Genomic DNA, 13,797 nt, shown 5'->3' with positions numbered 1-13,797 from the left:
GAGGCTGCCCTTTTCGGGGCAGCCTCAAGAAAATAAGAATTAGTCTTAATTCAACAATTCATCAAATGTTAAGCTAACATAGTACATGCTTCCTACCAATGGGTTCGCCCATCCAGTTTGATAAAGTCTGCCTCCTAAGTTTGTTCCACCAATTTTTAAGATAGACTTCATGCTAGTCAATTTCTTACTAACCTGCATATCTAATGTATGGAATGCTGGGATTAAACTCAATTGTTGTTGGTTTACAACTTGATTAACAATCGATGACTGCCAAACAAACTTCTCTTGGTATCTCCATACTGCACTTACTCCCCAACCTGAACCGCCAATGTTACGGTTTGATAGCGAAACGTTTGTACGGTAATTAGGCGTATTGAACGCAATTTGGAAATTAGGTAGTCCACCAGTGTCTTTCAACTCATTGTATGATACGTTCGTTCCTGCAATCCAGTTATTACCTAGTTGGTAATCTAAGCTAACACCCCAACCTTGTGTAACAACCTCACTTTCAACATTAGATGGGAAAGAGAAAATCTTGTTTCCAAGAACAGTAGGATCTTGATGCTGTGAAGGCAACTGAACTACTACTTGTCCTGCTGAGAAATTAGTAAAGCTTGAACGATATGCATAAACGTCAGCTAGCAAGCGATCCCCAAGGAACCCTTTGTAACCCACTTCCAAGGTACGAACTTGCTCTGGCTTCCACGGCTTAGCTGTGTATGGCTCAGGCTTTCCTGCAAGCACTGATGGTAAGGTAAACGAGTTACCCGACAACTTGTAACGATCCTGAACAACTGCCAAACCTCCTAACAAACGTGCAGATGGTGTAAGCAAGTTGATGTACTGATCTTGTGTCGTTGGGATACGGAAACCTGTCTGATACGAAGCACGGAAATTTGAACGACCTTCCGTGTATACCCCTGAGAAACGTGGGCTAAATTGACCATCGAAATTCTCATTCTTATCGTAACGAAGTGAAGCAGATAACTTCAATTTATCAGAAATAAGTTTCTTAGCAAACTGTGCATAAGCACCATATTCTGAGATTGTAAATTCATCTCCATTATCTTGTAAGGCAAACAAGGTACCTTCTGAATTCAACGCATAGCGACGGAAGTTAGCACCAACAATTACCTCAAGCTTATTACCAAGCTTTTCAGTCAAATTGTACATACCCTCTAAGTGATATAAAGCTGATTTATCTGTAAACTTCGCACCCGCTGGCAAAGGTCTTTCCTTAATCGCAGCCACAGCTGTATTGAATGCTGGAGTTCCTGGGATCAAACGATTTGCGTCAGCAATTGCACGCGCATTGGCGTGGTATGCTGGGAATAAAGCTTGTGTACTAGCAATAGCAGAGCCAATGGCCGTATTTGGATTGCCAGTAGTAGCAAGTGTTGTTTGTAATACAGTACCAAAGTTCTGTAAAGCCGCACCCGCAAAAGCACCAAAGTATTCTGGATACCAAGCAGTCGAAGGCTTAGCTGCTTCGTTAACTAAAGCTCCTAATGTTCCTGTGGCATATGCATCACCTGAATTCTCTTGTGTTGTATAGGCACGCAAGAAGAAATTAGCTCCTTTTAACTCCGCCTTATACTGACCCATAGAGAAGTTCTTAATCGAGTAACGATCCGCTCCTGTGTACAAGGTAGTTCCTTGGCCATACGAACCTTGCATGATTAACTCAACTTTATCATTGAATCGGTAATGCAAGGCTGCATTAAATTTAATGTTACGATTAGTATAGGATGCTAAATCAGCTTCAGCATATCCTTGACGAGAAACATTTACATTTGGAGCAATAAAACCTAAAATTGCCGATGGAGATAATGCTCCACCAGTTGCGCGCGATATTTGATTGATTCCTGCAGTCAATGGGTGTGTAGGAACCCCTAATAAAGGCGTTAATGATGACAACATGTTGACATTAGTCTCATCACCAAACATACTTACACCGTTATATCCTACGTTCATACGGTGATTTCCATCACCTAAACCACGGCCATTTAATAAACTTTGATCTCTAAAGTCAGTTGATTGCCAGTCCTCAGCGCTCAACATATTAAAGTTAACCTTGTATGCCCATTTGTTATTGATAGCTTTCGCATAACGGAATGAGATATCTCCATAAGGTGTGGTCGCTTGAGAACGATTAGATGCATGCATAGCGCCTGCTTTTACCTGAGCACTTAAACCTTGATACAAAAAGGGAGATTTCGAATTCATTAATATGATACCGTTCAAAGCATTTGGACCATAAAGTGCAGAAGCCGCACCTGGCAATACTTCAACGCCTTCTAAATCCAATTCCGAAATACCGACAATGTTACCTACAGAAAAGTTCAATCCTGGGGCTTGGTTATCCATACCGTCAATCAATTGTACCACACGAACGTTACCGTTTCCATTGAAGCCACGCATGTTGACAGATGAAAAAGCAACCGATTGCGTACTTACTTCTACCCCTTTTAGATTGCGTAAAGCATCATAAAAAGAAGCAGCAGGCGTCTCACGAATGGCACGAATGTCCATTTTCTCGATTGAAACAGGAGATTGCATCACTGACTCCTCCACACGAGAAGCTGATACAACAACGTCTTGACCCATCATGGCTTGCTCTTTCAAACTAATATTTAAGTCTGATTTAGAACCAGAAATCGCAATTTCTTGACGTTCGTAACCCACCATAGATACAGAAATCGTAAATGGAGCAGGCGTTGAAGTCGTAAATGCAAAACGACCATTTGCATCGGTAATCGTACCGATTACCTTTCCTTTAACCGAAACACTAACCCCGATTAATGGTTCTTTTGAAGCCGCATCTTTAATGGTTCCACCTACTTTTGTTTGAGCATCCGCTGCAAACGCAAGCAAAAAGATCACCGTGAAAATCGGCAAGATTTGAGTAAAAAGTTTTTTCATAAAATTTTTGTTTGAAGTTTCTGTTAACGTTTTGTACACTTCTGAAACAAAGCTAAACAAGATTTAATAATTTGCCCAATGTTTCATATCAAAAATATGCTAATTTTTCGGAAAATACTTTAATATTAAACAAATCTTAACGTCTAATCGCCTGAAACTGCTTCTTTACCGAATAAATTCTTATTAGCTTTGACCAATATTTTAGCTCATGTTGCCAAAACAAACCTTTATCTTTTTTTTTATAACCATCTGTATAGCAGCTTCTTGCAAAAGACCGGAGCCTGCTAAGCTTACGATTACCTGGCATGAGAGTCCAATACCTCCTGAATTTGACTATGGCGATGCAGTGAATTGGGCTGCATTACCCGACAGAAAAGATGCTGCTGACGCTGTACCTAACAAATCGCCTTTGAAAGATGAACAACCAAATTCACCTGCAGATGTATTTTTTGTTCACCCTACAATCTATACCTATAAACCCACAACCCCTTTTCAGTGGAATGCGAATATTCAAGATCAATACTTAAATAATAAAGTTGACTCTTCTAGTATATTGAATCAAGCAACTATATTCAATGCCGCTGGACGAGTTTTCGCGCCAAGATATCGTCAGGCACATTATTATGCATTTGTTACCCCAAACAAAGCGGACAAAGAAGCTGCCTTAGCTTTAGCGTATTCAGACGTTAAAAAGGCATTCGAATACTACCTTAAAAATTACAACCAAGGAAGACCATTCATCATTGCATCACACAGCCAAGGAACCATACACGCGACGAGATTGATAAAGGAATATATTGACGGAAAGAATCTTCAAAAACAATTCATTGCCGGCTACCTAATTGGTATAGCCACCCTAAAAAATACGTTTGAACATGTTGAGCCGTGTAAAAATGCTGACCAAACAGGCTGTTTTATTGCTTGGACGACATTCCAACAAGGTTTTTTTCCTGAGTGGCACCCAGGCAAGCCTACCGAACTGGTTTCTACAAATCCACTCACATGGACATTGGATGAGAATTTTGCCCCTAAAGAACTCAATGAAGGGGGGGTATCGTATGGCTTCAAATGGGTAAAAAACTTTGCTGATGCACAAAATCATCAAGGTCTCCTTTGGATAAATACGCCATATGTCTTCGGTAGATCATTTGTTCATATTAAGAACTGGCATCAAGCGGACATGAATTTATTTTATGCGCCCATTCGCAACAATGCAAAAAACCGCGTTACGGCATATCTAAAAGCAACACATTAATATGCAAAATACCTACTTAATCATCATGGCTGGAGGCATCGGAACGCGTTTTTGGCCAATTAGTCGTAGCGCAAATCCAAAGCAATTTCATGATGTACTTGGTGTTGGGAAAACGATGCTTCAGCAAACGGCTGAACGATTTGAAGGCATTATACCTCAAGAAAATATTTACGTTGTTACCAGTGAAGAATTTGCAGGAATTGTTAAAGAACAATTACCCTATTTGAGTGATGAGCAAATTTTACAAGAGCCTCTTAGAAAAAATACAGCTCCTTGTATTGCTTATGCAGCATATAAAATTGGCAAAAAAAATCCCAACGCTACCTTAGTGGTTGCGCCGGCAGACCATGTAATTATAAAAGAAATAGCCTTCCAAAATAATGTGCGACATGCGATTGATGCTGCCCAAGAAGACGTATTAGTAACCTTAGGAATCATGCCCACGAGACCTGATACCGGGTATGGATATATTCAATTTCAAGCCGGGGATTCTATCGCAAAAACAGTCAAAACATTTACCGAAAAACCACACCTGGAACTAGCTGAGGCATTTTTAGAGAGTGGGGATTATGTGTGGAATGCGGGTTTGTTTGTTTTTAAAATCCCTGTCATCAAAAGAGAATTAGAGAAACATCTTTCTCGCTTAGCTGAACAATTTGAAGAAGGCGAGGAATTTTATTACACAAATGAGGAACAAGACTTTATCCGAAAGGTCTACGCAGTATGCAAAAGCGTCTCCATAGATAATGGAATTATGGAAAAAGCCCAAATCGTTAAAGTAATTTTAGCGGATATTGGTTGGTCTGATTTAGGCACCTGGAAATCCCTCTATGAAATAAAAGAAAAAGACGCGTTTGGAAATGTGATCGACGGAAACGTTATGGTCTTTGATACCCAAAATTGTATTATAAAAACACCAGGCGAAAAGTTAGTTGTCGTACAAGGTCTACAAAACTTTATTGTCGCTGAGCATGAAAATGCACTAATGATTTGTCCGCAAGACCAAGAACAAGAAGTGAAAAAATTTGTTGAGGCTGCAACCTATCTGAACCCGAAATTCTCTTAGGAGTTCGCTAAATCAATTAAGGCTTGAAAATCAGGTAAAATTTTGATATTCGAAGGAATATTCCGTTCCGGTTGTAATAGTAGATAGCCTGTTAATAAGACCTGTGAATTAGGCAAATCTTTGGACATTTGATCAACGTATGCATCAATTTCTTCCGGATTTGGTTCCGAAGTAAAAACGCTAAAAATGTAATCTGGCTGATGAATTTCATAGGCCAATAACAATTCATCATAAGGAAGTGACTGGCCAAGATAAACTACCGAATGTTTTCGAGCCCGAAAGACATAATTGGCAAATAATAACCCTATTTCATGCAATTCCCCCTCAGGCAAATACAATAAAAACTTCTTCGCATCTGGCTTTAAACTCAAATCTTGTTGGTCTATACTGGCAATAAGTTTTTGACGAATCAAATGACTAATGAAATGCTCTTGGGCAGGTCCAACGGAACCCGACAACCATAAAGTTCCTAAGCGACGCATGAAAGGATAAATGACATGCAACATATAGCTTTCAAAGCCATGTGTTTGAACCATATTTCTAGTTAACAACTGAAACTTAGCTTCATCCAAATCCAACATCGCTAAAGTGAGCGCCTGTATTTGATCTGGAAAATCAAATTGGCTTTCTGACAAATGCAAAATATGTGAGGCCATTTCTGCCTCCGACATACTCGCGATTGTTGAAATTTTAAATCCTCCTTTATCCTGTAAAAGGGCAATATTAAGTACACGCTTCAACTCCTCGTCGGAGTATGTACGGATATTGGTATCCGTCCGATTGGGCGTTAAAATTCCATAGCGCTGCTCCCAAATTCGCAACGTATGCGCTTTGATTCCACTTAAATTCTCTAAATCTTTGATTGAATATACGGCCATTTTACGCTTAGGTATACTAGGCTAACGAACGCAAAGTAAAATTGTTTAAGAAAAGATTTGCAATAATATCCAATGTCCTAAAAAGAAGCAAAATTGGAGCGCCGCAATTAGTCTAAATAAGCTAGACTTCGAGGACAATCCCGCCGAATTATAGACCCAATGAAAGAAAAAACTCACCATCCACCATGCACCAAAATTTTGAACAGGGATGGCATTTCCTGCCCATTGCCAAAAATCAAAATGCATCGCAACAGGTTCAATTAATAAATCCAGGGTTGTCATTATTCCCGCACCCAATGCAGCTTTGCCTATTCGTCCTGTGATATTCCATTCAGCTACAACGGCATTCGAAGCAATTAATAAAATTACCCAATTGAGCCCGATTGTAATAGGCACATCAATCAATTGAAACCCGAGAGTCTTACCGTAAGCGTATTGACCAAATATTCGTCCCGTTCTAACACCTGCAACTTCAACCATCCAGCCAAGCATAGCCAGTGCAAATAACATGATGTAGGCATTTTTACTTGGATTTGGATAATATATCACACAAATAAATGCGGTAAACCAAAGGGTTAATGGAACCAATGATGTGAATAAGGCTGAGGTCACAGGAATATGCATCCCAAACAAACCTGCCGCATACAAGACAATTAAAAAGCGCTTTAATACTCGTGGATCCATATCTTTTTATAATTTACCAACCTGCAGGTTTATGAATTTCGATGCCTGCTTCTCCGAGTAATTGCATCGGTAACTGACATTCAATTAATTTTTCTTTCGTTATTAACTGACTCGATCTAGCCTCCTCTTCCAAGCTATCATTTTCGCGAAATGGCGGAAACAACATGACAACCGATTTTTCTTCAAAACTTTCATTCACAGCCTCCACACATGGAGCAAAGTCGGTATCTCCCGAAACAACAAAAGCTACATCATAAGCATTTAAATGCGCATCCATTAATAAATGCGTAGCCAAATTTACATCCGTCATCTTCTCTGTTGGCGTCATCCACTTATGATTACATTGATAGCACTCAATGGTTTTGTTGTGATAAGACCCGAAAACCAAATTGACACCCGTAAAGGCCAAAGCATCCAAATAAGTAGACTGCCGCGCTTCTTTCGCAAAATCATGTGTCAATCGAGAGGTAAAAAACTTTACTGCTATCAACTCTTGGTTGGAATCCAAGAAACTCATCATGAGTTTTTTAACATCAAGCCATTTACAATATTTCAGACCAGCATCAACCATTCCAAAATATAAATTAGATCCGTCAATGTATGCGATAACCCGTTGCTTGGATTTGTTCATGGGCAAAAATAAAAAAAAGTCCTGGCATTTTACCAGGACTTTTCAAATGAAACGGGCGGATGATGGGACTCGAACCCACGACCAAGCGCACCACAAACGCCTACTCTAACCAACTGAGCTACAACCGCCATTTAGGACTGCAAAAATACGGAAAGCTCGCAATAAAGCAAACTCCATAACAAAAAAAGCGGGAGAATTTTTCAAATCTCCCGCGATAAATTATTTCTGAGCGGCTAAATAACGAGCTTCCGCTTTATTCCAATCAACGACACTCCAAAATGCATCAATGTAATCTGGGCGTTTGTTTTGAAACTTCAAATAATAAGCATGCTCCCAAACGTCTAATCCAATTACTGGAAATCCTTTAACATCAGCAACATCCATTAAAGGGTTATCCTGATTTGGTGTAGAGGAAACAGCGACAGAACCATCTTTTTGAGCAACTAACCATGCCCAACCAGAGCCAAAACGCGTAAGACCCGCCTTTTTAAATTCTTCCTTGAATGCATCAAAAGAACCAAATTTCGAATCAATTGCTTTCGCCAAGGTGCCCACAGGAACTCCACCTCCATTCGGGGATAGAATATTCCAAAATAAATCATGGTTAAAGTGACCACCGCCGTTATTACGAACTGCTGGTGATAATGTGGAAATAGAAGTAAATAAATCTTCTAAAGACTTCCCTTCTAATTCCGTACCAGCTACAGCTGCATTCAAGTTTGTCACGTAGGCATTGTGGTGACGGTCATGGTGAATTTCCATGGTCAATGCATCAAAATGCGGTTCTAATGCGTTGTTCGCATAAGGTAAAGGTGCTAATTCAAAAGCCATATCTATAGTATTAAATTGTGAATGATAATCCGATTTTACTTAACAAGCTTAATTTAAAATTTGTTCGTTTATGCTTACCGTTTTGAAGAAAAAAATTCTTTCAACAAGGCTTCAGATTCCGCGGCGAGTATTCCTCCAACAATTTCTGTTTTGGGATGCAATACCTTAGCTCCAAGCGCCTGAAAACCCCGCTTCTCTTCTGATGCGCCAAAAACCAATCTCCCTAATTGCGACCAATACAATGCCCCTGCACACATGAGACAGGGCTCCAAAGTAACATATAAAGTACAATCTTTCAAGTATTTACCGCCTATCGTTTGGGCGGCAGAAGTTATGGCAAGCATTTCTGCATGGGCCGTAACATCAGTTAATATTTCGGTTTGATTGTATGCTTTCGCAACTATTTTACCCTGGCAAACAACAACTGCACCAACTGGAATCTCATCTTCAGCTAACGCCTGCTCGGCTTGTCGAAGTGCTAGACCCATGTAATATATATCCTCATTTAAAACCATTAAGCAGGCATTTGAATTACGCGATTACGCAAATAGAAGTCGAGTAACACAATAGCAGCCATTGCTTCAACAATGGGCACGGCACGCGGAACGACACAAGGGTCATGGCGCCCCTTACCTGATACCGTAATTTCCTCACCTCGCTCATTCAAACTTGATTGGTCTTGCATGATGGTCGCCACGGGTTTAAAGCCCACACGGAAGTAAATGGGTTCGCCATTCGAAATTCCACCTTGTATACCTCCCGAATGATTGGTCAAGGTCTTCAAACTTCCGTCAGGACGCTTCTCAAATAAATCATTGTGTTGAGAACCACGCAATGCAACACCTTCAAAACCACTGCCATATTCAAATCCTTTTACCGCATTTATACTCAACATGGCCTTGCCTAGTTCGGCATGTAATTTGTCAAATACTGGTTCCCCCAGACCCACTGGACATCCGGTGATGTAAGCGGAAATAACACCCCCAACCGAATCCCCCGCTTTGCGAATTTCATCAATGTACGTGAACATTTTTTCTGCTAAAATAGGATCCGGGCAACGCACGGCATTTGTCTCTGCCAAACTTAAATCGAGGGCCTCAACCGCCGTATCTAATTTTAATGTGCCTACCTGGGATACGTATGCCGTAATTTTAACGCCTAATTGATTTAAAACCAATTTCGCTAATGCGCCAGCAGCAACCCGCGCAACAGTCTCTCGTGCTGATGACCTGCCACCTCCACGATAATCCCGTAAGCCATATTTCGCAAAATAGGTATAATCTGCATGAGAAGGACGGAACTGGTCTGCAATGTGTGAATAATCTTTGGAACGCTGATCTCCATTCCAAACCAACATCGTTATTGGCGTTCCGGTTGTCTTTCCGTCAAAAACCCCCGAAATAACCTCAACAGAATCAGCCTCTTTACGTTGCGTAGTAATTCGTGATTGACCCGGCTTTCTGCGGTCTAATTCTGACTGAATAAAATCCATATCAAAATCAATGCCCGCTGGACAGCCCTGAACCACAACACCTACCGCAGCACCATGTGACTCACCGAAGGTACTAATCTGAAAAATCTTACCGTATATACTCCCCATATTACTATTTTGAAGCCCTCCAAAAAAGGAAAACAATGAATCCAAACATTATAATCAATACAAAATTAACTAATTGTCGCCAGTTGACCCAGCGATTCCATTGTACTTGTAGACTGTCCAACTGCTCAATAGCTTCATAAACACCTCCTTTTTCAAGCGATGTATCTAATTTGCGATCACGCGGCTGACCTTTTACCTCTATAACCAATTTAGATTTTAAGGTATCAAATCGTTCCTTATCCACGTTAAAGAAAATCCAACTGAAGTAATTGGCTAACGCAAATTTACCGGGTTGCTCCGGAATAATTCGTACAACATCCGATTTATTACCAAACATTTGATTCCCAAAGGGAAAAACAATCCGCTCCGTAGACAATAAATTAAAGCTTAAAAAGTAATCTGAGGCTACTTCCTTGGTATCCCATAAAATGCTGTTCCCATCCCCAATAACTTTTGATTTATATAGTAAGCGATCACCTGTATTAGCCAATTCATGATCTAATGTTTCCTCTAGCGAATAGCGGCCTACTGGCACCTTGCCTGAAAGCACATGCTTTGGTAGTGCACGAGGCTGAATGGTAAAATTTTGAGAATTAAAATACATCGCGCTTTTCTCTTTTGACTTATTTCCTTGCAAGACGCGAAAACGAACAGAGGGAATTCGGATTACCTGGGCATCCAAAGCATAATAAGTCGCCTGAAAGAATCGATATTCGGTATATTTCTTCCCCCGAAAGGTAACTTGTAAAACACGCTCGACCTGAAGTCCAAAATTTTCCTCCCAGCAATTTCGAGGACGAATTTGCTGAATCAAGGCAGGAATTTGAATGTCATTATGATCAAAACTCATTTCTAAAACATTATCAGCAGGCACATACAATGACATAGTTAATGTAAATGCTTGTCCCACAAAAGGATTTGATACGTCCGAACGAACCAAGAAAAAAGGCTTGTTTGTTTTTAAATCGACCTGTGCAGGGATTTTGATTTCATCTGATAACGCATCCTTTTTTTCCAAGGCAGGTAAGACTTGAATAACAAAGGGTTCTATTTCGAATACATGCTTATTTACATCCAACGCTACTGAAGGAACCGAGAAGCTTCCTTGCGCATTGGGCTGATAATACTGGGTGAAAGTTAAGGTCTGAACCACTTGTTCATTCTCAAAATTCGAAGCTTTGCTACGACTGACGCCCAATTTTCTAAAACCATTGATCTCAGGAAATTGATAGGTTGGCATCTGCTCTCCTAATGGAATGGAAAACTGTAGACTAAACTGTTCATTCGCCAAAATACTTTTGGGGCCCATTTGAACAACGATATGCTCTTTTGATTGAGCCAATATTGCATTGGTAGGCAAAAGCCCGGCTAATAAAAAGCCCAATAAATAGAAAATATACCGCATCCGCGCAATTTACACAATTAAAGTAATCAAGTGCAATCACCACAGACGCATTCGAAAAGAAATTCCCAAAGCGACATACCAAGATTGCCCTTGCTGAATACTCTTTCCTGCGGAAATATCTGCTTTTACGTTTTCCGACAAATAATACGCCAATCCTGCGTCCACCCATGAATCAGTAAATTTAGTTTGAGGGAATCTCCCAAATACCTCCGCATAGGCGTAGCCGTTCTTACCAATATTGACATTGGGAGCAATTCGATAAATTCCTTCGACAGTTCCATCCGTATGATATTCAGCACCAAAATTATACCCGATACCCCAAGCGCCCCCAAGACTATTTTGAAAAGTCAAAATAGTCTCCCCAATCGAATGGGGAACTGCATTTAGTTCACTTTGATCCCGACGATCTTGATTCAAATGATACTGTACAATAAGCGCTGTTCGAGGCATAAAGCCCGACTCTTTAATTACATGTGACTTAAAGCCAAAAGACTCCGTGGAAACACCTAAACCCGGTTCTTGCAACACGGTATACCGTAATTCCAAAAGTGGATGAATACCTATTTTCAATAAACTCGTTGGTAGCAAATACGTTGTAGACCCTTGTTCTACGTCACGATTAAATCCAATTTCTGCTTGAAAGTACCCTTTCTTTACAATATAAGGACATTCTGTTTGATCTGGCCGGTCAGTTTCGATACGGCCAATCTGCTGAGCAAGTGCCATTGGTCCTAAAAACAAGAAAATGATAAGTCCGAATCGCATGCTGCGAAGATACAAATTTTTTAGGTTGGTCTAAAAATTATTTTATGCGACCAAAATAAAAACCCAGCGCGCCATAAAATTCAGCAAACCAAATTACTTGTTCTGCATGATCACCCTTTTGGCGTGTGGTATGGACATCCCACAAATTCGTATAAGCCCCTTTAAATCGAATATCGACGTCAGATAATCAGAGCGATTATACTCCCAAAAGACGAAGTATGAGCCTTCGCGACCCTCCAGTTGCGCATGTACAAACAAGGGTAAAAAAAGCAATAGAAAGCTAAGGTACCTTGACATTTGGATTGAAATATGTAAAGGTAAAGTTGCGTTAACTTCAAGGGAATAAACTGATAATTTCTTGAATTTGATTAGAAATTTAAATCCAATAGAAAATTTTAAATTTACTTGCTGTAAATTGCAGGTCCAAATAAGCCTAACCGCTGCAAATTATAAATTGAAACAAAAGCCTGATATGGCCTGTAACAAAATGAAGATAGCAACACCCAAATTTGAATATAAGACCTTTATCCTTGGGGATGCCTTGACGGATGAGCAAAAAGCATATTTCAAGAAGTATGGGGTGATTCAATTTAAAAGCTTTATTTCAAGCGAAACAACTGAACTTTTTATTGAAGAATTAGCCAAAATCGAAGCCAAGTGGTTAGCGGAGGGAGTTGAGAAAGTTAATGGAATTCCTCTGAAATTTGGTAAAAACCCTGATGGGAAAGACCTAATTCAACGCATGTGCTTTACAAATAAATACAGCGATGTTTTAGCTGAATTCCTAAAAGATCCAAGATTCGAATTGTTATTGGAATTATTAGAACCATATGAAGGAAGAGTTGGCATAGATGAAAAAGACGGTTTAGTATTCAACCACTATGTGAACCAACCCAATTCAAAATTTACCCAAATGGGTTGGCACACGGACTCCCCTCGTGATTTATTTTTAGGACAAAAAATCTTACCCATGTTGAATGTGGGAATTCATTTGGATAAGTGTCCTTCATCTAATGGGGGTTTACGCGTTTTGCCTGGAACTCAAAATCAAAGCATGTTGAAATTGTTGTTTGGGAAAAAGCAATTCATCGATCACCGTCCTGATTCACGTGAGGTAGCTTTTGAAATTGACCGTGGAGATTTAACCGTTCATGATGGGCGTTTGTGGCATCGGGTTGAAGTTTCCCCACACGTGGGTGAAAAATCGAGACGTCGCGTTATGTACGTTCCAATAGTTACCGGGAAATACAAACCTAAATCTGCAAATAGTAAGACTCCATTCTACCACCGACTTGCGAAAGTGGTAACAAAATAAAAAAAAGGCCAATCGTAAATTGGCCTTTTTTTATGCTTGCGATTCCATAAAGGACTGTAAAATTATGGTGGCGGAAATGCGATCAACCGTTCCCTTATCCCTGCGGTCTTTCTTCGACATTCCGCCCGAAACCATGGCTTGCATCGCCATTTGAGAAGTAAAGCGTTCATCATGTTCAATGATGGGCATGGCAGGAAATTTCTTTTTAAAATGCTTGATTAATACACGAACGCCATGGGTTGAATCTGTGTCAGAACTATCTAAGTTCTTTGGCATACCTATGATAACCTTATCAACAGGCTCTTTTGCAAAATAAGCTTGTAAATAATCGAGTAGTGTATGCGTGGGTACCGTTTCTAAACCTGTGGCGATAATTTGTAGAGCATCCGTAACCGCTAAACCGGTACGTTTTAAGCCAAAGTCAATCGCCAGAAGCCTTCCCATA

At 40.1% G+C, this 13,797-nt stretch carries 13 protein-coding genes and 1 tRNA gene; 3 read left to right on the top strand and 11 right to left on the bottom strand.

All coding sequences use genetic code 11. The features are described 5' to 3' along the window. Positions 1-45 precede the first annotated feature (45 nt). The gene (locus ACIQZ2_RS04865; RefSeq protein ID WP_395767719.1) at positions 46-2,922 is read right to left on the bottom strand and encodes a TonB-dependent receptor; all 2,877 of its coding nucleotides are present in this window, start codon (positions 2,920-2,922) and stop codon (positions 46-48) included. Positions 2,923-3,130: 208 nt separating this feature from the next. Between ACIQZ2_RS04865 and ACIQZ2_RS04860 the strand changes: the two genes are divergently transcribed. Next, complete coding sequence (locus tag ACIQZ2_RS04860; RefSeq protein WP_395767718.1) at positions 3,131-4,177, top strand: DUF3089 domain-containing protein; 1,047 nt, start codon at positions 3,131-3,133, stop codon at positions 4,175-4,177. A 1-nt stretch (position 4,178) separates the two neighbouring features. Next, the gene (locus tag ACIQZ2_RS04855) at positions 4,179-5,243 is read left to right on the top strand and encodes a mannose-1-phosphate guanylyltransferase (protein WP_395767717.1); all 1,065 of its coding nucleotides are present in this window, start codon (positions 4,179-4,181) and stop codon (positions 5,241-5,243) included. On the opposite strand, the gene ACIQZ2_RS04850 is transcribed toward ACIQZ2_RS04855, so the two are convergent. From ACIQZ2_RS04850 to ACIQZ2_RS04810, 9 genes are all read right to left on the bottom strand, one after another. Then, on the bottom strand, positions 5,240-6,121 hold the full coding sequence (locus ACIQZ2_RS04850; RefSeq protein WP_395767716.1) for a MerR family transcriptional regulator: 882 nt from the start codon (positions 6,119-6,121) through the stop codon (positions 5,240-5,242). The genes ACIQZ2_RS04855 and ACIQZ2_RS04850 overlap by 4 nt on opposite strands. Before the next feature lie 45 nt (positions 6,122-6,166). Next, positions 6,167-6,805 (bottom strand): carotenoid biosynthesis protein, encoded by a 639-nt coding sequence (locus ACIQZ2_RS04845; RefSeq protein WP_395767715.1) that lies wholly within the window; start codon positions 6,803-6,805, stop codon positions 6,167-6,169. Between the two features lie 13 nt (positions 6,806-6,818). Further along, positions 6,819-7,436 (bottom strand): NYN domain-containing protein, encoded by a 618-nt coding sequence (locus tag ACIQZ2_RS04840; RefSeq protein WP_395767714.1) that lies wholly within the window; start codon positions 7,434-7,436, stop codon positions 6,819-6,821. 54 nt (positions 7,437-7,490) lie between these two features. Next, a tRNA-His gene (locus ACIQZ2_RS04835) sits at positions 7,491-7,564 on the bottom strand. Between the two features lie 91 nt (positions 7,565-7,655). After that, complete coding sequence (locus tag ACIQZ2_RS04830; protein WP_395767713.1) at positions 7,656-8,267, bottom strand: superoxide dismutase; 612 nt, start codon at positions 8,265-8,267, stop codon at positions 7,656-7,658. Between the two features lie 74 nt (positions 8,268-8,341). Beyond that, complete coding sequence (locus ACIQZ2_RS04825; RefSeq protein ID WP_395767712.1) at positions 8,342-8,782, bottom strand: nucleoside deaminase; 441 nt, start codon at positions 8,780-8,782, stop codon at positions 8,342-8,344. Continuing rightward, positions 8,782-9,867: a chorismate synthase gene (aroC, locus tag ACIQZ2_RS04820; RefSeq protein WP_395767711.1), complete on the bottom strand. Its 1,086-nt coding sequence runs from the start codon at positions 9,865-9,867 to the stop codon at positions 8,782-8,784. Before aroC ends, ACIQZ2_RS04825 begins: the two co-directional genes overlap by 1 nt. Positions 9,868-9,871: 4 nt before the next feature. Then, a complete protein-coding gene (locus ACIQZ2_RS04815) occupies positions 9,872-11,272 on the bottom strand; it encodes a BatD family protein (RefSeq protein WP_395767710.1) in 1,401 nt (466 codons plus the stop codon). A gap of 36 nt (positions 11,273-11,308) precedes the next feature. Beyond that, entirely contained in the window at positions 11,309-12,037 is a 729-nt protein-coding gene (locus ACIQZ2_RS04810) for a transporter (protein WP_395767709.1), read from the bottom strand. A gap of 487 nt (positions 12,038-12,524) precedes the next feature. On the opposite strand from ACIQZ2_RS04810, the gene ACIQZ2_RS04805 reads away from it, so the two are divergent. After that, positions 12,525-13,352: a phytanoyl-CoA dioxygenase family protein gene (locus ACIQZ2_RS04805; protein WP_395767708.1), complete on the top strand. Its 828-nt coding sequence runs from the start codon at positions 12,525-12,527 to the stop codon at positions 13,350-13,352. A gap of 30 nt (positions 13,353-13,382) precedes the next feature. Here the strand turns inward: ACIQZ2_RS04805 and ruvX are convergent, their stop codons facing one another. Beyond that, positions 13,383-13,796 carry a Holliday junction resolvase RuvX gene (gene ruvX, locus ACIQZ2_RS04800; protein WP_395767707.1) on the bottom strand — a complete coding sequence of 138 codons (414 nt, stop codon included), beginning with the start codon at positions 13,794-13,796 and terminating at the stop codon, positions 13,383-13,385. Position 13,797: the final 1 nt, after the last annotated feature.

The sequence above is a fragment of the Aquirufa sp. genome, from assembly GCF_044342065.1.
Taxonomy (GTDB): domain Bacteria; phylum Bacteroidota; class Bacteroidia; order Cytophagales; family Spirosomataceae; genus Aquirufa.
This window is presented reverse-complemented; position numbering and strand designations above follow the sequence as displayed.